The 26,287-nt window shown below is 55.3% G+C and carries 27 protein-coding genes and 1 pseudogene; 12 read left to right on the top strand and 16 right to left on the bottom strand.

The features are described 5' to 3' along the window. Positions 1-122: 122 nt before the first annotated feature. Together AC2FH0_RS07650 and AC2FH0_RS07645 are read right to left on the bottom strand one after the other, a co-directional pair. A complete protein-coding gene (locus tag AC2FH0_RS07650) occupies positions 123-2,045 on the bottom strand; it encodes a DUF3604 domain-containing protein (RefSeq protein ID WP_496788993.1) in 1,923 nt (640 codons plus the stop codon). Between the two features lie 476 nt (positions 2,046-2,521). After that, a pseudogene (locus AC2FH0_RS07645) lies at positions 2,522-2,782 on the bottom strand (IS110 family transposase); the annotation flags it as partial. A gap of 407 nt (positions 2,783-3,189) precedes the next feature. Here AC2FH0_RS07645 and napF point away from each other — a divergent pair. Genes napF through AC2FH0_RS07605 form a run of 8 tightly spaced genes read left to right on the top strand, consistent with a single transcriptional unit; the run spans position 3,190 to position 9,696 of the window. Next, positions 3,190-3,705 (top strand): ferredoxin-type protein NapF, encoded by a 516-nt coding sequence (gene napF, locus AC2FH0_RS07640; protein ID WP_496702283.1) that lies wholly within the window; start codon positions 3,190-3,192, stop codon positions 3,703-3,705. Continuing rightward, positions 3,702-3,995, top strand: coding sequence for a chaperone NapD (locus tag AC2FH0_RS07635; protein WP_282027935.1), 294 nt, complete (start codon positions 3,702-3,704; stop codon positions 3,993-3,995). The genes napF and AC2FH0_RS07635 overlap by 4 nt, the downstream gene beginning before the upstream one ends. Further along, positions 3,992-6,484 carry a nitrate reductase catalytic subunit NapA gene (napA, locus tag AC2FH0_RS07630; RefSeq protein WP_496788991.1) on the top strand — a complete coding sequence of 831 codons (2,493 nt, stop codon included), beginning with the start codon at positions 3,992-3,994 and terminating at the stop codon, positions 6,482-6,484. The genes AC2FH0_RS07635 and napA overlap by 4 nt, the downstream gene beginning before the upstream one ends. Positions 6,485-6,511: 27 nt before the next feature. Beyond that, the gene (napG, locus tag AC2FH0_RS07625) at positions 6,512-7,330 is read left to right on the top strand and encodes a ferredoxin-type protein NapG (RefSeq protein WP_496788990.1); all 819 of its coding nucleotides are present in this window, start codon (positions 6,512-6,514) and stop codon (positions 7,328-7,330) included. Next, positions 7,327-8,244 carry a quinol dehydrogenase ferredoxin subunit NapH gene (napH, locus tag AC2FH0_RS07620; RefSeq protein ID WP_496788989.1) on the top strand — a complete coding sequence of 306 codons (918 nt, stop codon included), beginning with the start codon at positions 7,327-7,329 and terminating at the stop codon, positions 8,242-8,244. The genes napG and napH overlap by 4 nt, the downstream gene beginning before the upstream one ends. A 12-nt stretch (positions 8,245-8,256) precedes the next feature. Further along, positions 8,257-8,694, top strand: a complete 438-nt coding sequence (locus AC2FH0_RS07615) for a nitrate reductase cytochrome c-type subunit (protein WP_185956760.1) — start codon at positions 8,257-8,259, stop codon at positions 8,692-8,694. A gap of 29 nt (positions 8,695-8,723) precedes the next feature. Beyond that, positions 8,724-9,425, top strand: coding sequence for a NapC/NirT family cytochrome c (locus AC2FH0_RS07610; protein WP_185956761.1), 702 nt, complete (start codon positions 8,724-8,726; stop codon positions 9,423-9,425). 13 nt (positions 9,426-9,438) lie between these two features. Further along, entirely contained in the window at positions 9,439-9,696 is a 258-nt protein-coding gene (locus AC2FH0_RS07605; RefSeq protein ID WP_496788988.1) for a hypothetical protein, read from the top strand. 1,002 nt (positions 9,697-10,698) lie between these two features. Here AC2FH0_RS07605 and AC2FH0_RS07600 read toward each other — a convergent pair. Then, entirely contained in the window at positions 10,699-11,370 is a 672-nt protein-coding gene (locus AC2FH0_RS07600) for a GntR family transcriptional regulator (RefSeq protein ID WP_496691456.1), read from the bottom strand. 117 nt (positions 11,371-11,487) lie between these two features. Between AC2FH0_RS07600 and AC2FH0_RS07595 the strand changes: the two genes are divergently transcribed. The 4 genes from AC2FH0_RS07595 to AC2FH0_RS07580 all read left to right on the top strand — a co-directional run bounded on the left by AC2FH0_RS07595 (position 11,488) and on the right by AC2FH0_RS07580 (position 15,537). Continuing rightward, positions 11,488-12,486 (top strand): TRAP transporter substrate-binding protein, encoded by a 999-nt coding sequence (locus AC2FH0_RS07595; protein WP_496788986.1) that lies wholly within the window; start codon positions 11,488-11,490, stop codon positions 12,484-12,486. 78 nt (positions 12,487-12,564) lie between these two features. Continuing rightward, positions 12,565-13,050: a TRAP transporter small permease gene (locus AC2FH0_RS07590; RefSeq protein ID WP_496691454.1), complete on the top strand. Its 486-nt coding sequence runs from the start codon at positions 12,565-12,567 to the stop codon at positions 13,048-13,050. Positions 13,051-13,060: 10 nt separating this feature from the next. Beyond that, on the top strand, positions 13,061-14,344 hold the full coding sequence (locus AC2FH0_RS07585; RefSeq protein WP_496788985.1) for a TRAP transporter large permease: 1,284 nt from the start codon (positions 13,061-13,063) through the stop codon (positions 14,342-14,344). Between the two features lie 47 nt (positions 14,345-14,391). Continuing rightward, positions 14,392-15,537, top strand: a complete 1,146-nt coding sequence (locus tag AC2FH0_RS07580; RefSeq protein ID WP_496788984.1) for an alpha-hydroxy acid oxidase — start codon at positions 14,392-14,394, stop codon at positions 15,535-15,537. Between the two features lie 24 nt (positions 15,538-15,561). Here AC2FH0_RS07580 and AC2FH0_RS07575 read toward each other — a convergent pair whose 3' ends face one another. The 13 genes from AC2FH0_RS07575 to AC2FH0_RS07515 form a co-directional block, all read right to left on the bottom strand. Further along, positions 15,562-15,975 (bottom strand): methylglyoxal synthase, encoded by a 414-nt coding sequence (locus AC2FH0_RS07575; protein WP_496691451.1) that lies wholly within the window; start codon positions 15,973-15,975, stop codon positions 15,562-15,564. Further along, positions 15,956-16,474: a 2,4'-dihydroxyacetophenone dioxygenase family protein gene (locus AC2FH0_RS07570; protein ID WP_050606110.1), complete on the bottom strand. Its 519-nt coding sequence runs from the start codon at positions 16,472-16,474 to the stop codon at positions 15,956-15,958. Before AC2FH0_RS07570 ends, AC2FH0_RS07575 begins: the two co-directional genes overlap by 20 nt. 9 nt (positions 16,475-16,483) lie before the next feature. Continuing rightward, on the bottom strand, positions 16,484-17,185 hold the full coding sequence (locus AC2FH0_RS07565; protein ID WP_496691449.1) for an SDR family NAD(P)-dependent oxidoreductase: 702 nt from the start codon (positions 17,183-17,185) through the stop codon (positions 16,484-16,486). Continuing rightward, complete coding sequence (locus tag AC2FH0_RS07560; RefSeq protein WP_496691448.1) at positions 17,182-17,808, bottom strand: 2-dehydro-3-deoxy-6-phosphogalactonate aldolase; 627 nt, start codon at positions 17,806-17,808, stop codon at positions 17,182-17,184. Before AC2FH0_RS07560 ends, AC2FH0_RS07565 begins: the two co-directional genes overlap by 4 nt. Continuing rightward, a complete protein-coding gene (locus AC2FH0_RS07555) occupies positions 17,805-18,725 on the bottom strand; it encodes a 2-dehydro-3-deoxygalactonokinase (RefSeq protein WP_496702541.1) in 921 nt (306 codons plus the stop codon). Before AC2FH0_RS07555 ends, AC2FH0_RS07560 begins: the two co-directional genes overlap by 4 nt. Continuing rightward, positions 18,706-19,395: an RraA family protein gene (locus AC2FH0_RS07550; protein WP_496691446.1), complete on the bottom strand. Its 690-nt coding sequence runs from the start codon at positions 19,393-19,395 to the stop codon at positions 18,706-18,708. Before AC2FH0_RS07550 ends, AC2FH0_RS07555 begins: the two co-directional genes overlap by 20 nt. A 12-nt stretch (positions 19,396-19,407) precedes the next feature. Further along, on the bottom strand, positions 19,408-20,439 hold the full coding sequence (locus AC2FH0_RS07545; protein ID WP_496788982.1) for a C-terminal binding protein: 1,032 nt from the start codon (positions 20,437-20,439) through the stop codon (positions 19,408-19,410). Then, positions 20,432-20,926, bottom strand: coding sequence for a lactoylglutathione lyase family protein (locus AC2FH0_RS07540; protein ID WP_496702537.1), 495 nt, complete (start codon positions 20,924-20,926; stop codon positions 20,432-20,434). The genes AC2FH0_RS07545 and AC2FH0_RS07540 overlap by 8 nt, the downstream gene beginning before the upstream one ends. Before the next feature lie 22 nt (positions 20,927-20,948). Next, positions 20,949-21,737, bottom strand: coding sequence for an SDR family NAD(P)-dependent oxidoreductase (locus tag AC2FH0_RS07535; protein WP_496788980.1), 789 nt, complete (start codon positions 21,735-21,737; stop codon positions 20,949-20,951). A 1-nt stretch (position 21,738) separates the two neighbouring features. After that, on the bottom strand, positions 21,739-22,740 hold the full coding sequence (locus tag AC2FH0_RS07530) for an ABC transporter permease (RefSeq protein ID WP_496788979.1): 1,002 nt from the start codon (positions 22,738-22,740) through the stop codon (positions 21,739-21,741). Beyond that, the gene (locus tag AC2FH0_RS07525) at positions 22,737-24,260 is read right to left on the bottom strand and encodes a sugar ABC transporter ATP-binding protein (protein WP_496702331.1); all 1,524 of its coding nucleotides are present in this window, start codon (positions 24,258-24,260) and stop codon (positions 22,737-22,739) included. Before AC2FH0_RS07525 ends, AC2FH0_RS07530 begins: the two co-directional genes overlap by 4 nt. A gap of 83 nt (positions 24,261-24,343) precedes the next feature. Beyond that, the gene (locus AC2FH0_RS07520; protein ID WP_496702333.1) at positions 24,344-25,378 is read right to left on the bottom strand and encodes a sugar ABC transporter substrate-binding protein; all 1,035 of its coding nucleotides are present in this window, start codon (positions 25,376-25,378) and stop codon (positions 24,344-24,346) included. A 26-nt stretch (positions 25,379-25,404) separates the two neighbouring features. Next, positions 25,405-26,274: an SMP-30/gluconolactonase/LRE family protein gene (locus AC2FH0_RS07515; protein WP_496691440.1), complete on the bottom strand. Its 870-nt coding sequence runs from the start codon at positions 26,272-26,274 to the stop codon at positions 25,405-25,407. Positions 26,275-26,287 lie beyond the last annotated feature (13 nt).

Here is a 26,287-nt window from a genome sequence, read left to right as displayed (position 1 = left end):
CGATGCTGACATCAGTCGATTGAGCATTGCAAGAAAATCAACGCTACGCACAAATCAATCGTCTGGTGAATGGGCCGAGGTAAAGGCTTCTACCTCGGTTGCCAACGCCGTGATCGGCAGTGTTACTCTGTCGGTGTATACCAAATCGGGGAAGAGTAAGCGCGTTCCTGATGTGTGAGCACCGCGTCTTCGGGCAATTCGGCGCCAAATCTCAGCTTATCGTAAAGGATCCAACGCGGTGTTGGAATTTCGATCGCACGTACGTAATAAAATGCGCGTGCATTTGGATCGAATTCAGGATCAGACCAAACGGTTACAAGTTCGGCAGTTCCAATCGTGTTGGTCCAACTGGCGGTTTCAACATCAACTGTGTTTCCAACCGCAGGGATCTTGCCGTTTTGGTCAGCAACACGGTTGTCCGACCACGCCACATCGTAAACCTTTTCCTGCAAGGCCCCTTCAGAATCCAGCCAACCCTTTACCACCTGCACGCGATCCAGATTGGCACCAACCGGGTCGCGTAGTGCAGCGATCAGGAATGCGGGCGCACCTTCACCCTCGCGAGGTCGCAGATCCGAGCCCATCGGAACACCTTTGGTGTAGCCCACATCTGCAAGGAAGCGTGTTTCAACATCCGCGTCACTGAAACCCCAACCGCCAAAGAACCGCAGGCCGATCCGAGGTCCGGTGGTTGCATAGGTTTCGCGTCGCTTGAACGCATCGAAGATTGCAGCGCGAGTATTATCGGTCGCCCAAACTGCCGTGTATCCCGATGCGACAAGAAGGTCGCCAGGAATTTCGCCAAGGTCATTGGCGATGAAAGGATGCTTTATTCTCGTGGCCGATGGTTCAACGCTGACGGATTTTCCAAAGAAGTTGTCTTCTTCGGCAGTTGCCAGAGACGTATGGCTGTCCGTTGCTCCGCCCATGCCGAACTTATATGGGTTAACGCCGAACTTTTCTTCTAACAACAAACCGCGCTTCAAAGCTTCTCGGGCGTATTCTCCAGCCAGCATGTCATCGGTTTTCAGCTCGGTTATGTCGAGGTTGCCGACGTCCCAGTTTTCGTAATCCGCGAATTCATCATCCGGACTCAGGAAGGGGTGCGCTTCACCGTCGCCCTTGATCTGAGTGACTTCGTAGTGGGGTTCCCATTTGGCGCGGGCGGCCACATATTCCTCGTCGACCTTGCCACCGTGATAGGTGTCTTTTGTCGGGAACATCCACCCGTTCGAAAGGTTGCCGTTATGGGCGAAAGCTACCGCCCGACCGCCCGTTTTTTCTTGATAGTCTTCCAGCCATGCATATAGCGCCTTTGGGTCGGTATCACCAAAGGGTGGTTGCGTGACCGGCGGCACCATCTGAAGCGCCCTGATCGGCCCATCACGCAGCATGACGTTTCGATGCAGATTGAAACCCTTGGGTACAGAGGTCCATTCGAATCCGATGAACGCCGTGAAATTGCCGGGGTCGTTATGTTCTTCCGCAGCCAGAACGATTTGCTCCCAAGTAAAAGCAAAAGCGTCAGCACCCGGGCTGTAAGATTCCAGAAGAACTTCTGGCAGGGTCATTTGCGAAAAGTTGGTGATGATGTCGAACGCCGCTTTGCCGGCCTCTTCGCCACCTGCCTTGTAACCTTCGTACCATTCCAATCCTTTTGAATCCGCAAGGACGCCCGGCTTACCAGCCTGAAGGTCCGGGGCAAATCCCATCAGGTCAGTGTGATCCGTGAGAACCATCCAGTCGAGAGGCCGGGCCAGTCTTACTGGTTGACCCGTGGATGAAATGACCTGCTCACCTTTTGCAAAGCGCCAAGCTTCATCAGGTAACAGTGTGTTCCCGAAAGCACCTGCATCCAGCGAAAGTCCGGTGTGAAGATGCGAGTCTCCCCACAGCGGGCGCTCAGGGAAAGTCCGGTTCGCATATGGAGAATAAGGCTGCTTTGAGAACAAGCCTTCCGCCGCTTCTTCGCTAGGAACAGCGTCGGCAAAGACCGTCGATGATGCCAGCCCCAGTGAGATAGAATAAACAAAAGCTCGAAGCATATTGACCTCCCAACTCAAGATCGCCCGGTGGTGCCGGTGACTTACATCTCAAGAATTAATATTCCTATTTCTCTATATAACATCAATTTTCCATTTGTGGGAATACTCAGCTCTCGGCTTTGTCACGATGATGCAAGTAGGAGTGTGGCTGCCGAAGTTGGTCTGAAAATGCCTCGATAAGTCATAGCCTCGATTGTTGGGCTCAACATTGAGAACGGAAGCTTTGGAGAAATTGCGGATTGAATTGGCGAATGTCTATCGTGAGCCATGTATGCACTTTAGCAAAGTCGGCATAGCTGCGCTTAGATGACATTCTTGGCTATCGCGGCATGGATCATTTTGGGCTCAAACTCGACGTCGGATGCGATGCAGCATCCAGTGATATGCTGCACCGGTCAACGTCGGGTTGTTGAAGTGGGATGGAATGGCGGTTCGGAGGAACAGTCATGGAAACACCAAACCTACCCGCCATTCGCGCGCTTCGCCCAGCCTGAAACAAGGGCCGGATGGATCAGCCTGACTTCGTGACCCAAACGGCCGATCTCGCGCCCCCTATAATGCGCACTGGCGCAGGCCCCCATTGCAACCACGCTACGCGGGAATTTGGCAAAGTACTCGAGGACCTGGCCCATGCGAAGTTTCTTCTGAAGAACCGGGTGACCTGTTCTAGCCGCTCCGTGCACCTGGAACACATTCTTCGCCAAATTCAGGCCAATCTCTTCCAGTGACGCCTCCATTCAGGATGTTTGCAAACCCACAATGGCACACCGAGGCCAGCCGGGGCGTCTACACTTTCAGCACCGTTCAAGGGTCGTGTTGTGGCCAAGTCGTCAGTCCTGAGTGTGAGGTCAATGAAGTTGCGCGACGACATGATCTACGGCCCAATCTCATGTCGACGCGGCAACGGTTGGCAATAGACGGCTATATGTCATCAGATGGTTTGAGACAGATGGCGGTTTGACTTTGTTGTGTCATCGCTCATCTGGTTTCAAGCAGTACGGATGGTGGCATTCCAGACGTCAAATAGCTCAAAACGTTTAAGAACGATGCGCTCAAATAATGATCTGGATCAAAATGTACCAGCCTCAGAACGATTATGCAGTAAACTCAGAAAAGGAATCAGAGGTAGCCAGGTCAAAGCGATATGAGCCAACTGACCAGCCGACGCGCGTTTTTGGGCGTCACCGCATTCCGGGAGGACAGTAATCTTGTTCGACCTCCGGGTTCGGTTGTGCCTGGTTTTGCAGATCAATGCAGTAAATGTGGCGACTGTGTCGAAGCTTGCCCCGAAAGTGTGATTGCCATTGGTCAGGATGGGTATCCGGTGTTTCAACCCACCGAGGGTCCCTGCACTTTTTGTGGGAGTTGCGCTCAATCCTGTCCCACGGATGCCCTGGACATAGAACGCCTGCAAGATTGGCCGTGGCGCGCGTCGGTCGAAGCTGCGTCCTGCCTGTCTGTCAACGGTGTCAGCTGCCGAGTGTGTCAGGATAATTGCGATCAGAACGCCATCAGCTTCAGGCTGCAAATGGGTGGCCGCGCGGATCCATCTTTAGACCTCGACGCCTGCACTGGCTGTGGGTCGTGTATGGTGTCATGCCCGGTCGATGCCGTCACATTGAAACGCAAAACCATATCTCAAACGGAAGTCAGCCAATGAATATCTGCGGATGCCTTTTACATATCGCACCAGCGCAGGCACTGGCGGCGTCCGAGGCAATGAAAGGCACGGTCGGTGTCGAAATTCACGCCGAGGCCGAAGACGGCCGTTTCGTAATTGTTGTCGAAGACACGCCGACACGCCTTGCGTCCGAGATCATCATGGACCTGCACCAGATCCCCGGGGTGATTTCTCTGACGTTAACGTACCACCATTTCGAGGACACTGCGGACAGCCATCCGCATCCCGATGCCCCAAGCCAAACCACCAGCCGGAGGCCCACGCTATGACCATATCAGAAACTCGTCGGACATTCCTCAAGGCCTCAGCGGCCGCAGCGACGGCCTCTGCCGCAGGTATTCCTCTGGCCACTGGTCAGGCCGCCGCGCAGGTGGGCACTCCTGACATTCGCTGGGACAAGGCCGCCTGCCGGTTCTGTGGCACCGGCTGTTCTGTGCTGGTAGGTACCAAGGACGGGCGTGTTGTCGCCACTCAGGGTGACCCTGACGCGCCGGTCAATCGCGGGCTGAACTGCATCAAGGGCTATTTCCTGTCCAAGATCATGTATGGCAAGGATCGCCTGACCACCCCATTGCTGCGCAAGACCAACGGCGAATATGACAAGAACGGTGAGTTTGAGCCGGTCAGTTGGGACGAAGCCTTTGACGTCATGGCTGCCAAATGGAAAGAGGCGCTGGCCAAGAAGGGCCCGACCAGTGTCGGCATGTTCGGGTCAGGCCAGTGGACGGTTTGGGAAGGCTATGCTGCTTCGAAATTGATGAAAGCCGGGTTCCGGTCCAACAATATCGACCCCAACGCGCGGCACTGTATGGCGTCCGCGGTCGTGGGCTTTATGCGTACCTTCGGAATTGACGAGCCGATGGGTTGCTATGACGACCTGGAACACGCGGATACTTTCGTGCTGTGGGGATCGAACATGGCCGAAATGCACCCGATCCTGTGGTCGCGCCTGACCGACACGCGCCTGACCAAGCCGGGATGCGAAGTGCATGTTCTATCGACATTCGAACATCGCTCGTTCGAGCTTGCCGATAATGGCCTAGTGTTTAACCCGCAGACCGATCTGGCGATCCTGAATTACATCGCCAATTACATCATTCAGAACGGCGCGGTGAACGAAGAGTTTGTCAACAAACACGTCAACATCACCAAGACCGCCACCGATATCGGTTATGGTCTGCGCGATACAAACACGCTGCAGCAAGAGGCAGAGAACCCAAACTCGGGCAAGCTCGAGACGATCAGCTTTGAAGAATACGCCGAGGCGGTCGCGCCTTATACGTTGGAATACACAGCCGAACTGTCTGGCGTGCCCGCCGATAAACTTGGGAAGCTGGCGCAACAATATGCAGACCCGAACCGCAAAGTGATGAGCTTGTGGACCATGGGCTTCAACCAGCACACCCGCGGATCGTGGGTGAATTCGCTGATGTATAATGTACACCTGCTGGTTGGTAAGATCTCAGAACCCGGCAACTCGCCTTTCTCGCTGACCGGTCAGCCCTCGGCCTGTGGAACCGCGCGTGAGGTGGGCACGTTCGCCCACCGCCTGCCTGCTGACATGGTGGTGGCAAATGACGAACACCGTCAGATTTGCGAAACCGCCTGGAATATCCCGGCAGGTACTATTCCACCTAAGCCCGGGTTCCATGCTGTCTTGCAGCACCGGAAGCTGAAGGATGGTGAACTGAATGCCTATTGGGTGCAGTGCAACAACAACATGCAAGCGGCACCCAATATCAATGAGGAAGGTTACCCGGGCTATCGCAACCCGGAAAACTTCATCGCAGTCTCTGACCCTTATCCAACGGTCACGGCTGTCTCTGCCGATTTGATCCTGCCCACCGCCATGTGGGTCGAAAAGGAAGGCGCCTATGGCAATGCGGAACGCCGTACGCAGTTCTGGCGTCAGCAGGTGAAAGCGCCAGGTGAAGCAAAATCGGACCTGTGGCAATTGATGGAGTTTTCGAAGCGCTTCACCGTTGAAGAGGTTTGGGATGAAGAGCTGCTGGCCAAGATGCCCGAACACCGCGGCAAGACGATGTATGATGTGCTTTACGCCAACGGATCGGTGGATAAGTACCCCCTAGCCGAAACTGCGGAAGGCTTTGACAACGACGAATCCGAGCATTTTGGGTTCTACGTTCAGAAAGGCCTGTTTGAGGAATATGCCGAATTTGGCCGTGGCCACGCACATGACCTTGCGCCGTTCGAAACCTATCACCAGGCGCGTGGGTTGCGCTGGCCGGTCGTAGACGGGCAAGAAACCCTTTACCGCTTCCGCGAAGGGTACGATCCGTATGTGCCCGAAGGCGCGGATGTTAAATTCTACGGTCACAAGGACGGCAAGGCAAAAATCATCTTTGCCCCCTACGAACCCGCCGCAGAAGAGCCGGACGAAGAATATGATCTGTGGCTGTCGACCGGTCGCGTGCTGGAACATTGGCATTCAGGCTCGATGACACGCAGGGTGCCGGAACTGCACCGGGCCTTCCCGTCGGCAGTTGTCTATATGCATCCACAAGACGCCAAGGATCGCGGCCTGCGCCGCGGGCAGGAAATCGTGTTGTCGACCCGCCGTGGCGAGGTCACCAGTCGGGTTGAGACACGCGGGCGCAACAAGGTGCCGCGCGGCTTGGTCTTTATGCCGTGGTTTGATGAACACCAGTTGACCAACAAGCTGACGCTGGATGCAACCTGTCCGCTGTCGAAGGAAACCGACTACAAGAAATGCGCCTGTAAGGTCGAGCGCGCGTAATCGGCACGGATCGCAAAGGTAATCCCCATGCCCCTCGCCAAGACTCCTCTTTCGCCGAAACGTCGCCTTTTCCTTCAGGATACGGCGCGTGCGGCAGGCGGCTGTGTGGTCGCAGGGTCACTGCTGGCCTGGCTGGCCCGCGACGCCCGTGCATTGTCGGCCGAAGCTTTGCGCCCCCCCGGCGCGCTGCCAGAGCGGGAGTTCTTGTCGGCCTGCATTCGCTGCGGGCTGTGTGTGCGAGACTGCCCCTATGATACCTTGAAACTGGCCGAGCTTGGGTCGGATGCCGGGGCGACGGGCACGCCATATTTTACCGCTCGCGATGTGCCTTGTGAAATGTGCGACGATATTCCTTGTGTTGCCGCCTGCCCGACCGGTGCGCTAGATCCCAAGTTGGATAACATTGACGATGCCAAAATGGGCGTCGCGGTTTTGGTCGATCAGGAAAACTGCCTGAACTTCCTGGGATTGCGGTGTGACGTTTGTTACCGTGTCTGCCCCGTGATAGACGAAGCGATCACGCTGGAAACGGCGCATAACGCCCGCTCGGGCCACCATGCGATGTTTATCCCAACCGTAAATGCCGACCGCTGCACCGGCTGTGGCATGTGTGAAAAAAGCTGTGTACTGCCAGAAGCCGCAATCAAGGTATTGCCGGCACGTCTTGCGCGGGGCAGCAGCGCGGATCATTACCGCAAAGGTTGGGAAGAAAAAGATGCCAAGGGCGCGCCGGTTGTTGAAGGCATAATCGACCTGCCCGACCGCCTGCCCGGCCCGGGGGTCGACAACCTGATCGCACCGGGTGGTTTTGAACCCGGCTATGATCTTCCAGGGGTGGGACAATGACCACCCGCACACATATGCCCATAGGTCAAGAAGCCGTGGCGGTCAAAGGCTGGGTCGGCGCGCATAAATACCTGATACTGCGCCGTATCAGTCAGCTGTTCTTTCTGGTCCTGTTCCTGTTGGGACCCTGGTTCGGCATCTGGGTCGTAAAAGGTACCTTGGCAGGATCGCAGACCCTGGGTGTACTGCCGCTGACGGACCCATTCATACTATTGCAAAGCATCATCGCCGGGCATTGGCCGGCGATGACCGCTTTTATTGGCGGCTTGATCGTCGTGGTGGCCTATGCGCTGGTCGGAGGCCGCGTCTATTGCTCGTGGGTCTGTCCGATCAACCCAGTGACCGACGCCGCCAACTGGTTGCACAGGCGGTTGGATTTGCCGAAAGGTTGGCAACCTAAACGGCTCACGCGGTTGTGGATATTGGCCACCGTGCTGATCGTCTCGGGTCTCACCGGCGTGATCGCATGGGAGATTATCAACCCAATCACCATGCTGCATCGCGGACTGATCTTTGGGGCCGGTTTTGTCTGGGCCATGGTCGTTGCGATCTTTGTCTTTGATGTGCTTGTCGCCCGTCACGGCTGGTGCGGCCACATATGCCCGGTCGGTGCGTTTTATGGCCTGATCGGCACCAAAAGCCTGTTGCGGGTCAGCGCGGTTAACCGCTCGGCCTGTGACGATTGCATGGATTGCTACGCCGTCTGCCCCGAAAACCACATCATTTCGCCCGCGCTGAAGGGCAAGCCGGGTGCCACGCCGCTGATCCTGTCAACCGACTGCTCAAACTGCGGTCGCTGTATCGATGTCTGTGCAGTTGATGTCTTCAAATTTACTCACCGGTTCGACGACCAAGTCGCCGCACCTTCCGATCCAGTTCCCGCGCCTGAACCGCGCGTAGCCAGACCTATTTAAGGGAGTGCCGAGATGAACAAGCCAATCCTCACAGGTGTCGTCGCCCTGATCCCCGTTATATTCCTGAGCGGGTTCGTCCTTGCGCAATCTGCGACGGTGCAAACCCTGCGTGGCGCCGAGGTGGATGAACCCATTCCGTTGGACCGGATTCACAAGAACGTGGAAGGACGGATGCAGCGCAACTATCGCCAGCAACCACCGCTTGTCCCCCACTCGATCGAGCAATACCAGATTGACGTGCGCACCAATCAATGCCTGTCCTGCCATGACTGGACCAAAGCCGGGGAACGCAATGCGCCGACCCTGTCGATGACCCATTATCTGGATCGTGACGGCAATGAGTTGGATCACATCGCCGGGACCCGTTATTTCTGCAACCAGTGCCACGTGCCTCAGGCAGATGCGCCTGCGTTGGTCGACAACGTGTTTGAACCCTCGTCCGGCAACTAATCCAACGCATGTCTGAAAGGAGCACCAAGATGGCAGACTCCCCCGAAAACCGCGGTTGGATCCGCCGCCTCTGGAACGCGATCTGGACCCCGGCTGTTATGTTCAGCTCGGGCTTTCTGATCCTCGCCGGGTTTCTGGCCGGTATTCTGTTCTGGGGTGGGTTCCACTGGACATTGGAACTGACCAATACCGAGGAATTCTGTACCTCGTGCCACACGATGGAAACCAATCTGGGTGAATACCGCGAGACGATCCACTATAACAACCACTCCGGTGTCCGCGCGATCTGTTCTGACTGCCACGTGCCACATGAATGGAACCACAAGATCAAGGCCAAGATCATGGCTGTTAAAGATGTCTATCACGAGCTTGCCGGAACCATCAGCACGCCTGAGAAATACGAAGCGCATCGGCTAAGTATGGCTTCGGCGGTCTGGAAAAAGATGAAGGCCTCTGACAGCCGCGAGTGCCGCAACTGCCATAACTTTGACTATATGGATTTCACCATTCAAGAAGCACGCGCTGCATCGGAACATCAGCGGGCAATTGACAACAACATGACCTGCATCGACTGCCACCAAGGCATCGCACACAGCCTGCCGCAGGGTTATCAGGAAGAATACCAGAAAATCACCGATGCGCTGGCTAATAAATCCGCAGGTAACTTGCAACAACAGGTTGCAGACGGCAGCGCAGAAATCCGGTCATACCTGACCACACAGTCGGACTGAAAAGGGGTAAGTTATGCTGGAACTTCTGGGAACAATCGGCGGCAACATCATCGGCCTTCCAGGCATTCTGGGCGTTGCGCTTGGCATGATGACGCGCCGCCTCTGGCTGGGGGCCATGATGGGCGGTTTGATCGGCATTGTTGGGACGCTGCTGTTTGCCCATTGGGACTTTGCCAATGTTGCAATGACCGAACTTCTGATCGCCATTGTTGTGGGTCTGTGTGCCGGAACACTGGGTTCTGCGATCCGTATCAAAGGGGCAACCGTCTAACAGAAAGACCGGAGCGTGCTGGGCAATGGCGGCTTAGTGATTGGTCCTTTACCCGATGCTCTGGGGTAGATAGCGACTAGGTGCAGAAGGGCTCTGATGGAATGGACATCCCCTGATCTCTCATCTGATAGGATTTGGAGATGGAAGCCGTCAGAACTATCGAGCAATCCGTGCCGAGGGACCATTGCTCACGTTGGTGTAGATTGTCAGTTGCAGCCCACGCGCCACCGGAACATTCGACCACGCCTTGCAATGGACCGGTATTACGACTTCTAGCTGCAATAAAATAGATTTCATATCAAACCCTTAAAGAAAGTGTTTCGGCCAAATTGCTTCAGGCAAGTAGGCCTCAATGAGTCCACCGCAGATTGATTTCATATCTTATTGCGCACAATGGCCCCCCTAAGCGCATAATCCTAGGAACCATGATTTGGTCTGGCAAGATCCGGGCTCTGCTTGTCCTACTCCCACCATTTTGTACTGCGCAAAAAACAACCTGTTCTGGCGCAAAAAGTAACGGCGCAGCCCGCACCGCCGCACTTGTTTTAGGGCCAGCGGGATTTGGACAAGCCAAACGCCTCTGGCCATCAGGGGTAAGACGCTGCCTTTCCCCTCGGGCTACCCTATTAGACAACACCGTGTCCTCGGCTGCGCCTGCGGGCCGCACCACTATTGTCGAATAGCATTGCCTCGCCTCCATCCGCGTTCGCCACTTGGCAGATCAGCAGGAACAGCCGCCTTCGTTGTCTGATCTGCAAATCAGCCCTGATTTTCCCAAATGGGAAATCAGGATCAATGAAATCGGTCTTAGTGCTGGATGAAGGAAGTGAGCCGAAAATTGCATGGTTCTGCCACCAACGACAGCTAAGCCATTGATATTGAATCAACTGGATTTTCTGAAACGCACAAGTTTTACCATTTGCGACTCAAAGTTTTGCCATCAGATCAGAGTAGTCGGAATGCATCCACCAGTCTTCAGTGCGACTTCTATAGGTGAGGCACCTATCTTTGATCGACTCCCACCAAATCGGAATAGGAACGCTCGCCGCGAGTGATTTGTCGTTTGAGGATGTTCTTTGCAGCTTTTACTTTACCCTCGCTCAGAAGCGCCGTGATCGCTTGATGCTCCTGGAACGACTTCTTCGTTCGATCAGAACGCTTGGACAGATGAGTCCGCATGGTTTGGACGATGTCGCCGACTTTTTGGTAACCATCACTCAAATAGCTGTTTTTGCAGTACCTGAAAAAGGCGTGGTGAAATTCTGCATCTAGTTCCAAGTACTGCTCGAATTCATCTGCTTCCCGCGCTTCAGACATCTTCGATACAGTATCTGCAAGTTCATCAAGCAGAGCGTTACCATTTTCTTTGACTGCCTGCTCCATAGCAGCAGCTTCGAGGATGAGTCTGTATTGGCAAAGCTGCACCACATCCTCTTGAGAAAGAGAGAATACAAAAGCTCCTCGATGAGGAAAGATCTGAACGAGCCCCTGAAGATTCAAAGCCGATAGCGCTTCGCGAATCGGAGTTTTGCTGATGCCCATGGCATTTGACAGCTTCACTTCCGGCAACGATTCACCCAATTGAAACGTGCCATTGATAATGCCTTTTCGGATGTGCTCTTCAGCAGTTTTACTCAACGAATCCGGTCGCTTAATCTGCAAAATCTCGGTCATTTTCACTTCGTCCTATTTCGTCTCTCTAACACAATAGCACATGTACGCTTGATTTCTATATTATATCTGATATCTCAGATAATAGATATAAAATAACCAAATCCGTGGGAGGATACCTTGTTCAAGAAATCAACATTGGCGCTTGGCGTCGTCATGTCAGCCGGGCTTGCTTTTGCAGCATCCGCTGAAACAGTCATTAAGGTTGGGCACGGCGCAGCAGAAGCGTTTCATATGCATCGCGCGCTACTGAAATTTGAAGAACTGGTCGAAACTGGCTCGAATGGTGAGATCGACGTACAGATATTCCCCTCGTCGCAGATGGGCCCGGACCGCGAGATGATCGAAGGTGTTCAAACCGGTGTTCTTGAAATGGCCATTCCCCCGTCTTCGTTCTTCGCAGGTTGGGATCCGGCCTTTGCAGTGATCGAACTTCCCTACATGTATGCTTCCAAAGACATCGCCTTTGATGTTCTTGATGGTGAGGCCGGTGAAGGCATGCTTGCACGTGTCGAAAACCAGGGATTGGTCGGTCTTGGCTGGCTTGAATTGGGAGTACGCAATGTGACCAACAATGTCCGCCCAGTTGCAACCCCCGCAGATCTCGAGGGTGTCAAGCTGCGCACGATGAAAGTTCCAGCACATGTGGCAACCTTCGAAACTCTCGGCGCCAACCCAACGCCGATGAACTTTGGCGAGGTTTATTCTGCCCTCCAGCAAGGCGTGATCGACGGGCAGGAAAACCCCCTGGCGATCATTACTTCGCAGCGTTTTTACGAAGTGCAGAAATACCTTTCGACCACGGGCCATGTCTTTGCGGTCTACATGCCGGTCGTCTCCAAGCCATTTTTTGACTCGCTGCCTGCGGAGCATCAGCAACTAATCCGGGACTCGATGGCTGCCGCACGTGACTATCAGGCTGAACTGGTCGCCAGCGAAGATGCGGAGCAGTTGGAACAGATCCGTGCCGCTGGTGTCGAGATTCTGGAGCTGACTGCAGAGCAGAGACAAGCCTTTGCCGACAAAACAGAAAGCGTTCGTCTTCAATATCGCGACGAAGTTGGCGCCGAAGCCTACGACGCTTGGGTCGCGGCGGTGTCCGCAGCAAGCGGAAGCTGACCCACGGTTTACTCAGCCAATCCGGGCACCCGTGCCAAGCAGGTTCGGGCGCCCCTTTCGTTCAAGGGGAGGTGAACGATGTCGGTGATCAAATGGATCGATATGAACGCGGAAAAGGTCCTAGCCAGTGCGCTACTAGCCGCGATTGTCGTGTTGATTTTTGGCAACGTGTTCATGCGCTACATCATGAATGCCTCTCTTTCATGGGGAGAAGAGCTAACGCTTTGGCTGTTTGTCTGGTTCGTCTGGCTTGGCGTCAGCTATGCCTTCCACACCGGCGATCATGTGCGCATTACAGTCCTGCGCGATGTCCTGAGCGAGCGGGCAAGGCTATACGCGGATGTTGTGATCGCGCTTCTTGTCCTTGGATTCCTGATCGTTCTGACAATTGAATCTATCAAGCTGATCCGGCAACCCTTTGTGGCCAGCCAAACCTCAGTTGTTTTGGGGCTGCCAATCCCGATCCTGTATGCCTCAGCGCCGGTCGGTGCAGGCTTATCCGCGATCCGCGTCACTCAACATTTGATCCGAACCCTGCGTCTGATCGCAGGAACCAAAGCGTGAGGAACCCGGCATGCTTGCAACAACGCTTTTCCTGACGCTTTTCGCTCTTCTGCTCTTCAGCGTACCAATTGGCATTTGCCTAGGTCTTGCGACCATGACCGTAATGGTCTTCGTGGATGGCACGCCACCCATGGTTTTGCTGGCACGATCAGTGGTGACAGGCGCGGACTCGTTTCCCCTGATAGCTGTTCCTCTATTTATTCTGGCAGGCGACCTGATGCAGCACGGTGGAATGTCGCGCCGTCTGGTTGGGTTCGCCAATGCACTGATAGGTCATATCCGGGGCGGGCTGGCTTATGTGAACGTGCTCGCCTGTGTGTTCTTTGCCGCCATATCCGGGTCGTCTCCTGCAACCGTCGCCGCCATCGGATCAAACATGATCCCTGAGATGGAAAAGGTCGGCTATACGCGCAAATTCAGCGGCGCATTGACGGCGTCCTCGGGGATGATCGGCGTGATGATCCCTCCAAGCATCCCCTTCATCATCTATGGCGTTACTGCTGAGGTTTCGATCGGCAAGCTGTTCCTTGCGGGTGTTGTTCCCGGCATCCTCTTTGCCCTCATGTTCATGTTGGTCGCCCGTGTCCTGCTGCGAAAGGATGAGGTTGTTCAGCAATCGACAACCACGTTCTCAGGCCCGGGTGTTTGGCAGAGCTTCCGGTCTTCGATCTGGGCACTTCTGGTGCCTGTAATCATCCTCGGCGGCATCTACAGCGGTATCTTCACCCCGACCGAAGCCGGTGCGGTGGCCGTGGTTTATGCCGCCTTCATCGGCATCGTCGTCTATGGCGACATCACCCTGAAGGACCTGCCAGAGGTTTTGGCGGGCAGTGCAAAGACGAGCGGCACAATTCTGATATTGGTGATCATGGCGACCGCCTTTGGCAGACTGATCACGCTTGCAAGAATCCCGACAGAACTCGCCACAACGATCACCAGCCTGTCCGACAATCCGATCATTATTCTGTTGTTGATCAATCTGCTTTTGCTGGTGATCGGCATGTTCATGGAGACGATATCGTCGATCATCATCATGACGCCGATCCTGTTGCCGGTTGCAACCGCGCTGGGTGTCGAACCGATCGTCTTTGGCGTCATTCTGACGGTCAATCTGGCCATCGGATTCTGCACGCCACCTTTGGGCGTAAACCTGTTCGTGGCCAGCAGCATTTCAAAGGTTTCCATCGAAAGCCTCAGCCGGGCAATCCTGCCATTCTTTGCCGGCATGCTGATACTGTTGATGTTCATCACCTATGTGCCGGCAATTTCCCTAGCCTTGCCATCCCTTTGGTGACCGGCTGCGGCGCTTCAAACGTTAGACAACAAAACCAGAGGACCCGGATGGATCTGGACCTATCCCACCCGTCGATAGAAGACCTTCGGAAAACCGCGCGAAAGCGCATCCCGAAGTTTGCCTTCGAATATCTCGACAGCGCGACCGGCCGGGAACTAGGGTTAAAGGTGAACCGTGACGCACTTGATTCCATCAGGTTCATGCCGCGTGTTCTATGCGGCCGAACAAAGGCCGATCTGCAGACTACACTGATGGATAAAACATATGATCTGCCTTTCGGAATAGCGCCTGTGGGCATGTCCGGCCTGATGTGGGCGGGCGCAGAGCGGATGCTTGCAAAGGCGGCGGTCGCTCACAACATTCCGTTTTCGTTGTCCAGCGTGGCAGTAGCATCGCCGGAAGATGTGGCGCCCCACATTGGCCACAATGGATGGTTTCAGCATTACCCGGTGAACTCCGGTGAATTGCGCCGCGCAATGCTGCCGCGGATCAAGGCGGCTGGATTTCACACGCTGATCATCACAGTGGACGTACCAGAGGAAAGCCGGCGTGAACGACAACGTCGCGCCAACCTGACCGTGCCTCCAAAAGCTGACTTACGCACTCTGTTAGAAATGGCTTCACGTCCCGCATGGTGCCTCGCACATCTGCGCGAAGGTGTCATGCCACGCATGCGGTTCTTTGACGATTATGTCCCGACACGCGGGCGCGAAAGCTTTACCCACGCGGGTGCCTTGATCCGTGGGATTCCGGATTGGGAGTACCTGCGCGAGCTGCGGCAGGAGTGGGAGGGCAACTTGATCGTCAAGGGAGTCCTGCGGTCCGAGGACGCGCAGAAAATGGTGGCCGAGGGCGTGGACTGCATCTGGGTTTCAAACCACTCCGGGCGTCAATTCGAAGCCGGGCCCGCTGTGATTGATCAATTGCCGACTATTCGCGAAGCGGTCGGTACAGACATGCCACTTATCTACGATTCCGGCGTCGCCTGGGGATTGGACATCATGCGCGCCCTGGCGAAAGGTGCAGATTTCGTCATGGTCGGACGCGCCTTTCAATATGCTGTCGCAGCGTTTGGAGCGCGAGGGGTCGACCATCTCGTTCACATCCTGAAAGCAGACATTGAGGCCAATTTGAGCCAGTTGGGCGCTGAAAACCTCGACAACTTGGCCGAGCACCTTCTCAAGAGTGGCTGATCACCCTTCGCTAAGCACCGCGTATCACACACACCCGCTCGTCGCCTCGTCAAGCAATCCATTAACGATCAGATCCGCAGTTGAACGCGAACAAGCCATCGGCAGGTTATAGACCGTCGCCAGGCGGGTCAGAGCTTTAACATCAACATCGTGCGGCATTGGTGACAAAGGGTCGACAAAGAAAATCAATGCATCCAGTTTCTCTTCACAGATCATAGCGCCGATCTGTTGATCACCCCCGAGCGGTCCACTTTTCAGGCAAGTCACATTCAGCTCTGGAAAGGCCTCTTTTAGTCGACCGCCGGTTGTCCCTGTCGAAAAGATTTGCACGCCGAACAGGCGAGACTGTTGTAGACCCACCCATTCAACGATTTCGTCCTTTCGCGCATCATGAGCCACTAGCGCGAAACGCGGCGCATCACCGGATGAATTGTTCAACGTAGTCTTCTCCAAGTCCTACTTCCGCAAAGTGTTTTCGGCACAGATCAATCTTGGTAAAGACATCTTCGTAGCCAGTAACCTTGCCCCACGGATCAACATAGCACATCACGCCATTGACCTGAAAATATGTGACCATCTCTTCGACATCGTCCGGGACGACCAAAGTATGCGTCTCACCCGGCGGCTCAAAGACATAACCCCCTTCTTCCGCCACCCAATCGTGTTCCAGGTAATGCCAACGCCCTTTCAAGACAAAGCCGTGGACAGGTTGCGGATGGCGGTGCCGTGAAAGAACACCAGCTTTGCGCACTTTGAGAAGGTTCATCCAATAGCCTTGCGAGCGGTTCAGACAGAGCGGCCGGAACCAGACGTTTTCAGCCTGCGGAACCCATAGCCTGTCGTCTTCGCTCATCGCGTTCGGGATCACGATCTCTTCTTGCGCATCCTTGGGGAACGGCAATTGATAAGGCATTCGGGCGGTGTCGTCGTCATTCATTGATATTCCTCACATAGCGAGATAGCCGCCATCGACCGGATAGATCGATCCGGTCACAAAGCTGGCATTTTCACTTAAAAGCCATTGCACAAGCGCGCCGACCTCTTCGGGTTTTCCCCAGCGTTTCATCGGCGTGCGCGCCATGATTCCGGCTGTTCGCGCGGAATCTTCCCGCAGACCTTGGGTCATCTCTGTTTCGATCCACCCCGGCGCGATGGCGTTGACCCGGATGCCGTCTTCGGCCCAGCGACCTGCAAGCGCCTTGGTTAATTGTGCAACGCCGCCCTTGGAAGCGGAATAGGCTGGAACCAAAGGCCCACCAAAGATGCTGAGCATGGAGGCGGTATTGACGATGGCCCCATCTGTTTCCGCCAGCAAAGGATGTACGGCGAGGCAGCAGCGCATCGTACCGGTCAAGTTCACATCAAGCACCTTGGCAAATACGTCGATGTTGTATTCTTCTTCACGCATAAGAATACCTGCGCAGTTCACCAAAGCATCAAGACGCGTAAGATCGCTAAACACTGTATCGACGGAGACCTGATCAGTCACATCCAGGGTCTGTACCTTGATCCCGTTCTGGGGCACGAACGCATCCAACTCGGATTGGGACGCAGATGCAGCGATGACGGACCAGCCTGCCTCAGCCAGCGATCGCGCGACACCCGCACCGATCCCTCGTGTACCGCCCGTAACAAGGGCCTGTTTCATCCAAGTTCCTCCAATACACTGGTGAAGGCGCGCGCGCGCCTGTCGATATCATCCAATGTATAGCTCGGTTTGAACAGTGCGGAGCCCAGCCCATATCCATCTGCACCCGCAGCATGATACGACGCCATCGTATCCGGCGTTATGCCACCTACCGCAGCGACGACTGCGTCTGCAGGCAATACGGCGCGCATAGCCGCTATGGCAGCGGGGGGCACCATTTCCGCCGGAAAGAATTTGAGCACCGAGGCTCCGATTTCCAATGCCGCAAAGGCCTCGGACGGGGTCATGACGCCCGGACACCAAATCAGACCCCGTGCGACAGCCGCGCGCCCGACGTCCGGATTCATATTGGGTGATACGATGATGCGCCCGCCCGCATCTGCGGCCGCCGCGACCTGATCCGTGGTCAACACTGTGCCAGCGCCGACTATGGCTTGAGCGCCATGTTTCGCAACGATCTGCGATATCGAGTCCAGCGGGTCCGGTGAGTTGAGCGGCACTTCAATAATCCGAAACCCGGCATTGAAGAGCACATCAGACACCGGGCGCGCATTTTCTGGTGCCAGCCCCCGCAAAATCGCAATCAGCGGATTTGCCGCAAGGGCTGCAGTAAGGTCAATCATCCGAGTAACCCCGCCGCGCGTGCGATCAGGAAATGCCCCTTTGCCACTATATCATCTGGCGCGCGACGACTTTCGAAACCGGCTATTCGAAGAGCAATTTCGTAGCGGTCCGACAAATCGCTACGTCCTACAACAGTGATTGTCCCAACTTCGGTCAATTCACCCGTTGCAGCAGCTACTTCGGTACCGATCAACAAACCTGACATGTAGTCAGCCGTTGCAACCTTTGGAATTTTGCCCATGAGAGGAAGAGTCCGGACATGGAAAAGGCTGTGCAGCAGGTTCGACGTTCCATCGAGGCCGGCTTTTACACCCATTGTGAACGCCTCCTCACTGAAGGTATCGTCCTTCATCAATGTCCCGAGGATTGTGTGCCCTTTCAGCGCAGAGAAGATCTCACCCGTCATGTAAGTCGAAAAATCCACGATTTTCCCGCCTGCAACCTGAACCCATTTGCTGTGAGTTCCCGGCATCACAAACGTACCTTCGCTTAAGCCCAGCGAAGAGGCCCCAATGATCTGGGTTTCTTCGCCGCGCATGACGTCCGGACATCCGGCATGTTCGGTCGAAGCACCCGTTACAAAGTGAATGCGTGCTCCACTGGTTGCGTCATGAGGGACCAGAGCCCGTGCAAGACCGCCCGCGCCGAGCGGCATTTCGGCATAGCGCGTTTCAACCCAGCCATTGCGGCTGGTAATCATGCCAGATGCCAGGATAGGCAGGTTTGCCTTGGCAACCCACGGGCCGATAAGACGATCAAGAACCGACTCAAAGGTTTGACCCGCAACCTGCATTATGCCTTCAGGCGACGAGACCCCGTCGATCACCTCGCCCTCTGCTCCAATGAGAAAAGCACGGAACGATGAAGTGCCCCAATCGACGCCGATCAGCGCTGGCTCAGATGCGACCGAATTCATTCAGCAGATCCTCGACGGTTTTGCCTTGGGCCACCCATTTACGGGTTTCCTCCTCACGGTCAGCTTGCTCTTGAGCAAGGCGCACGGTTTCTTCGGCGATTTCCTGTGGAATCACGACGACACCCATCAGATCAGCTACGATGAAATCGCCAGGATTCACGACGACGCCTCCGCAGGCAATTGGCACATTGATCGAAAGCTCTTCTTTACGTTCTGAGAACATCGTGTGCGTCCCACGCGGCGTGATCGCACGCGTCCAGATTGGCCAGTTGATGTCTTCCAGTTCGTCTGTGTCGCGCCCGGTGCCATCAACGATCATGCCGCGGATGCCACGGTTCTTGGCGAGACCGCCCATTAAACCGCCGCAAACTGACGTTTGACGATCACCACCCGCGTCCACGACGATCACATCCCCGGGTTGTCCCATTTCAAGCGCTTTCAAAGGGTCCACCAGATCGCCTTTTGAAAGCTGAACCGTCACGGCCTGGCCTGTCACCTTGGCGCGGAAAGCTGGCTTGATGGCGCTATCCATCACACCAGTTCGGTATTGCACATCCGCGAAAATGGCTGCGGCAGAGTACGCCTCTAACACCTTGTCGAATTTCTTGAGCAGTTCCGGGCTTCTTTCAAAATCATTGAAAACCCTAAGGTCCGTGCTGACTTCTGGCATTCTATTCTCCTATTATGCGGTAGATACAGCCAATGCGTCAGCATTGACGGTGTAGTCGGGTTTTTGCCCTGTCAGGACCTTGGCCACTTGCGTGGCCGCGGTGACCCGCGCTGCGTGTATGGATTCCTCGGAATAGTAGGCTGAATGCGGCGTCACGAGGACGTTGGGCAATGTGAACAGCGGGTTGTCATTGGGCGTCCAATTTGCACGCTTGGCGGGTTCTTCTTCGGGGTCGTCGAGCCCCGCTGCGGCCAGACGACCCTCTGTCAGCGCCCGGAACAGCGCCTTGTTGTCAACTGTGGGCCCGCGCCCGGTGTTCACAAGTATCGCGCCCGGTTTCATGGCGGAGAATTCGGCGTCAGACAGAAAGTGATGCGTATCCGGCGTCATCGGTGCCTGCATCAGGACATAGTCAGATCGTGCCAGCAACTCGGGTTTGCTCACCAACTCGACCCCAAACTTCGCGGCTACTTCTCGGGGTAAAAACGGATCAAATGCAATGACGGTAACCCCGAAGGATTGCGCCCGCGCGACGATGGCTTGCCCGATTTTACCCAGCGAAACAACACCCATCGTGCGTCCGCGCAGACGGTAAACAGGCTGCCCACTTTGCCATTTCCAAACCCCCGCATGCGTGGCCCGATCATAGTCCGGCAGCTTGCGAGCCAAGGTGAGCCAAAGGGCAATCGCGTGATCGGCGACTTCCTCGGTACAGTAGTTTTGCACGTTGGTGACCAGAATGCCTTTGTCCGTCGCCGTGCCGACATCAACGATATCCACGCCAACACCATATCGCGCGATGACCTCGCACTTTTGCATCCGCGTGATTGTTTCTTTCCCGATCCGAGCGTATTGATTCATCATCGCAGCGCAATGCGGCGCGACATCGAACAGGTCTTCCTGACGCTTGGCCTGAAGCGCGATCACTTCGGCACCGGCGGCTTCCAGGATTTCCTTCTCAACGGAGACGTCACCAAAATCGTAATCGGTGATCACGACCTTGGGTTTGTCCGTTTTAGGAGCAATGCCAGCGAGATCAGTCATAGGCACCCGCCGAATAGGTCAATTCGTACGAGTGACTGTAGAGCTCAAAGATATTCCCAAACGGATCTTCCATATAGACCATGCGATAGGGCTTTTCGCCGGGGTAGTACTTACGCACCTGTTGCATGCGCTGGCGGCCCCCCAGATCTTCGATGACCTTGATGCGACCTTCCAAATCCTCGTCCTGCACGCAGAAATGGAACAAGCCTCGCCGCCAGTATTCAAACGGGCGCTCCTCTTCGACAGTTTTCGGGAATTCGAACAACTCGATACCGACACCATCCCCCATCGACAAATGGGCGATGCGAAAACTTCCCCAGCCTTCTCCGAACACATCATCGCACATCTGACCGATGGCGCTTTCGTCGTGTAGTACTTCGGTTGGCTCCATCAACACGTAGAGACCAAATGCTTTGGAATAGAACTCCACGGCTTTTTCCAGGTCTGGAACCGTGATGCCGATATGAGAGAATGTAAGAGCGGCCATGGCAGGATCCTTCTGTTAGCAGTTAAAGAATGTTACGTACGATGCCGCCTTCGATCCGGTGCGCAGAACCATTGGAGGCAGTGCTGGCCGAGATTGTGACGATCATGCGGGCGACCTCGTCTGGCTGGACGAAGCGTTGAATAAGGGAGGTTGGCTCATCCGATTTGAAGTAATTGTCGACGATCATGTCGAGCGGGTCACCTTTTTGATCGGCGAGGCCGTCAAAGTAGGCCTCGACACCTTCGGTCCAGGTTGGACCGGGCAGGATTGAGTTAACCCGGACTTTCGTCCCCTTTGTCAACTCTGCCATGCCACGTGTGAGACCTAACATGGCAGTTTTAGTAACGGAGTAATGCACCATCTGGGGTAGAGGTTTGACCGCTGCTTCGCTGGCCATGTTTATGATGGACCCTTCCCCCCGGCGTAGCATCTCGGGCAGGAAAATCCGGCTCATCCGAACGGCGGACAGGACGTTGATGTTGAAGTAATGCATCCAGTCGTCATCGGTCAGATCCTCAAACGGTTTGACCGAAAAGATGCCGACATTGTTGACCAGCACATCAACTGTACCGCGCGCTTGCGCGAAATCCGCCAGAGTATCCGCATCAGCGGTTTTTGTTAGGTCGGCCGCAATGCCTTCAACCTCGCCCAGAGATGACAGGTCATCGACGCAGGCGGACACTTCCGCCTCGGTTAGGCCATGCACGATGACCCGGGCGCCTTCTTCCAGGTAAAGCCGGGCAGTGGCTTTGCCGATACCGGAACCTGAACCGGTCACCAGGACCAGCTTATCCTTGAGACCTAGATCCATCTCAAGCCTCCTTCTTAACGTTTGATGATTGCTGCGATGACGAGCGGCCGAACATGAGCCCCATCAACGTAGAGATTTCCGCGCGCCACATATCTATTCCAACGGCCAACAGGATGATCAGGCCCAGCACGATGTTCTGAACGGACGACGGCGCCGCGTTCAGGTTAAGGCCATTCTGGACAATAACGATCGTCATCGCTCCCATCAGTGTGGCGAGGATGTTGCCACGCCCGCCTGCAAGACTGGCGCCCCCAACTACAGCAGCAGCAATGGCCTGCAGTTCCAGCGTCTGGCCATAGTTGGGCGAACCAGAATTGAGGCGCGCCGACATCAGGATGGCCCCGACAGCCGTCATGAAACCCGCGATGACAAATGTCGTGGTCTGAACCTTACGGACGTTGATGCCCGTCAGAACGGCAGCGGCTGGGTTGCCACCCACGGCATAGATCTCTCGGCCGAGTTTTGTGAAGTTCATCGTGAACGCGGCAAGGGCATAGAAGAACACGAGGTAGAAGAACGGCAACGGAACGCCGAACAGCTTACCGTAAAAGATCGGCTCCAACGCTGGATCCAGCGAAAAGATCGGCGAGCCGTTGTTGAAGGTCAGCGCAAGGCCTCGAAAGGCAATCAATGCCGCCAGTGTGGTGATGAACGACGGGATGCGCCCGTAGGCGGTTATCAATCCGATAAAAAGACCGAGCAACCCGCCAAAAAAGAGAATGAGTGGCAGCGCCAAAACCAGCGGAATACCGATGAATTTCAACAACTGCGCAAGGATCATGGTTAGCAAGGCCACCATCGACCCTGAACTCAGATCAATGCCCGCCGCGAAAATCACGATGGTAGATCCAATTGCGATCAACGCCACAATGCTCACCTGCAAGGACAGGTTCGACAGGTTGCCTGGGTTCAGAAAGCGCTCTGTCGTAAGGGCGACAATCAGGGCGACGATCACCATGGCTGCAAATGGCCCAATCAATTGAGTGTCAAAGATCCGCTTCATGCGAAAGCCTCCTCAGGCTTGGAATGGGGAATGTCGGCGGAAGCGCGCACTAGATCGTCATGAGTAAGCTCAGATGCATCGACCGTGCGCGCGATTGTGCCATGTTGTACAACGGCAATCCGGTCACTCATCGCCAGCAACTCGTCATGGTCCGAACTGATCAGGATGATCGATTTACCCGCACGGGTGAGCCTGTTGATCAGCTTGTAGACGGCGATCTTGGCGCCAATATCGATCCCCTGTGTCGGCTCATCGAGGATCAGGATGTCCGAGGCAGAGAACAGCCAGCGCGCGATCACGATCTTCTGCTGATTGCCACCAGACAGGAAATTGACCGTTTTTCCTTCGGCCTGGGTCGAGATTTCGAGATCGCGGATCAGATCATGGGTGGCTTGATCTTCCACCTTAAGGTTCAAGATTCCGAACCGGCTTAGCTCGCCTAAAGACGCTGCAGTGACGTTCCCGCTTGCGCGAAAGTTGAAGAACAACCCGTCAAACTTGCGGTTTTCCGGAACGAGGGCCAACCCAGCACGGATCGCATCGATTTCCCGGCGGAAGTGAACCGGTTTGCCGTTCAGCGTTACTTGCCCGGCAATCAATTCGTCGGTCCCGAACAGCGCGCGCGCAATTTCTGTGCGGCCACTGCCCAAGACGCCACCCAAGCCTAAAACCTCGCCTCGGCACAGTGAAAACGAAACATCTTTCACACCTGATTTTGTGGCCAGACCGGACGCCTCCAGCACAATATCATCGGTGGCGTTCTGCTCTTTGGGATAATGCTCACCAATGTCTTCACCAACCATGGCGCTGACAATCTCAGAGACAGTGATCTTGGTCTCACCACTTGCGCGCACAACGCATCCGTTGCGTAAGATCGTCACTTCATCGACGATCCGCTCAACCTCATCGAGCCTGTGAGAAACATAGAGGATGGCGGTGCCGCGTTCGCGCATATTTCGCAAAAGCTGGTGCAGGCGCTCAATCTCATCTTCGCCCAATGCCGCAGTTGGCTCATCAAGGATGATCATGCGGGCATCCATCGCGATGGCTTTCGCGATCTCGACCAACTGTTGCTCGCCTACCGACAGCGTACCGGTGATAGTTTCGGGTGAAACATCGACATCCATTTCCGCCAACACGCGGGCGGCTTCATCGTAGACCCTGGCCCAATCGATCACACCAAAGCGAGACCGAGGCATATTGCCAAGGAAGATGTTTTCGCCAACCGATAAGGTCGGCACGATCGAGAATTCTTGAAATACTGTCGCGATGCCCGAATCGCGCGCCGCCTGCGGGTCGCTGATTGTGACAGACTTTCCATTGTACAAGATTTGGCCGCTGTCTGGTTGCTGTACGCCGGACAAGGTTTTGATCATCGTGGACTTGCCACAGCCGTTCTCGCCCAGCAGCCCATGAATGGAACCGGGCATAAGCCGGATGCAGACTTTGTCGTTCGCCAAAACACCGGGATAGGCCTTGGTAATATCGACAAACTCCCAAAGGGGCGTTGCGGGTGTCATTGCGAATGCCTCGACAAAATGAAATTCGGTTGGTTTGCAACCCGGCAGCACGCACGCGCGCCACCGGGAAGCGGGGAGATGGCTCAGTACTCTTTGGACGGTTGTGGGAAGAGCTTTTCAGGCTCTTGCAGCACACTGATCGCGCCATCCTTGTCCTCAATCGATGTGGGCGTTTCGATCCAGCCACCGGGATAAGACCCGTTAAGCGCATCAATAGTGGCGTGCATTGCCGCTTTACCCATCAGGAATGGTGAAGTGTTGACGGTTGCCGTGATATTGCCCGCCGCGATCTCTTCGAGGCCGGACGTGTCGCCATCATTGCCCAATAGAACGATGTCATTACGGCCGAGTGCTTTCGCAGCAAAGGATGCTCCAATGATCATGTAGTCATTCGCAGCAAAGATCATGTCGAGATCGGGGTTCGACTGCAGGATATCCATGCCAGCTGTGTTGCCGCCTTCGACGTTCCATTTGCCATCGATGGATACAACAACTTCAAAGTTGTCGTTGCCCTCAATGCCGTCAAGAAAGCCACCGACCCGCTCGGTTGAGTGATACCCTGGCTGCCCTTCGATGATGCCGACCTTCAATGGTTGATCGCCATAGGTCTCGATGGCCCAATCAGCGATGGCCTGAGTACCATTGCGCTGAGAATACCCGACCACACCGTGGATCGGAGTCGGAAAGTTCGGGATGTCCGAGTTAATCATCAAAACAGCCATGCCCTTGTCAACGGCCTGCTTAAGTAGCGGCGCCGCAGCAAATTCATCATGCGTTCCAAAGATAATCGCATCCACATCCTGCGTCAGTACATCCTGGATCATACCCATCTGACCGTTGATATCCGCGCCAGACTGAGGCGCGAGCATGAAGACTTCGACCCCGGCCTCCGCAGCGACCGCTTTGATGCCCTCACCAATGGCGATGTAGTAGTTGAACTCGGTCGCCGGTGGCATATACGCGATCCGGAACGTGTCATTCTTGGGTTCAATCGCATCAATCGCAGCCTGTGCCCCGTCCTGCAACGGCACCGGTGTCGGATAGTTCTCGGCCATTACGACTGTTGCCAGCGTGACGAATCCCGCGGCAAGCGTAGTGCTCATAAGCGTTTTCAACATTGTTTTCTCCTCCAGAAATTCGTTGGTTATCCGTTGAACGGCGTGTCGATCACGCCGCGAATGCCGGGTTTCACGGCGAAGAGACCGCCGGAATCCGGTTCTTTTGTTAAAGCGGCTTCGTCACTCATTAACCGCGATGTCGTAATGAAAAGCGTGTCGAGGTCTGGACCGCCGAATGCGCAACAGGTGGGCTTCCAGACCGGCACCTCGATTACGCGATTGATCGTGCCGTTGGGTGCAACGCGCACAACGCGATGACCTTCCCATTCGGCATTCCAGACACCGCCTTCTGCATCCACGCAGGACCCATCGGGCAGGCCGGGTTCATCCTCGAAAGAAACATGCATCCGACGGTTCGAAACAGATCCACTATCAGTGTCGTAGTCGAACGCCACGATTTCCCGATCCGGGGTATCGGCAAAGAACATTGTAGTTCCATCCGCCGTGAAGCAGGTCGAATTGGCGCAAGACACCCCTTCGATAATTGTGCGCACGTTCAGATCCGTGTCGACGCAAATAACCGACGAATCGGCATTACCCGAGACTTCGTTCATCCCCCCGACAATCAACCGCCCCTGACGATCAGTCCGCCCGTCATTCAACCGCGTCTCCGGGTTATTCGACTCGAATCGGGTGACGAGGGATTCTTCTTTCATGGCCTGATCGAGCAAAACGACACGATCTGCATAAGCAACGATCAGCCCTCCAGAGATCCGCGGAGCAAAGCAACATATGCGCTCTGGCACCTGATGAGACGTGCATTTCGAAGTTACCGGATCAAATGAGAAAAGCGCGCTGCCTTCGATGTCGGTCCACCAGACAAGCCCATCGGTTGGGTTCCAGAAAATCCCTTCCCCGTGCTGGTTCTTGCAGTCGACCACCAACTCTGCGCGCAATTTTTTGACCTCC

The sequence above is a fragment of the Ruegeria sp. CDSC051 genome (assembly GCF_059610665.1).
The sequence above is the reverse complement of the archived record's forward strand: the minus strand, read 5'-3'. Positions and strand labels throughout refer to the sequence as shown.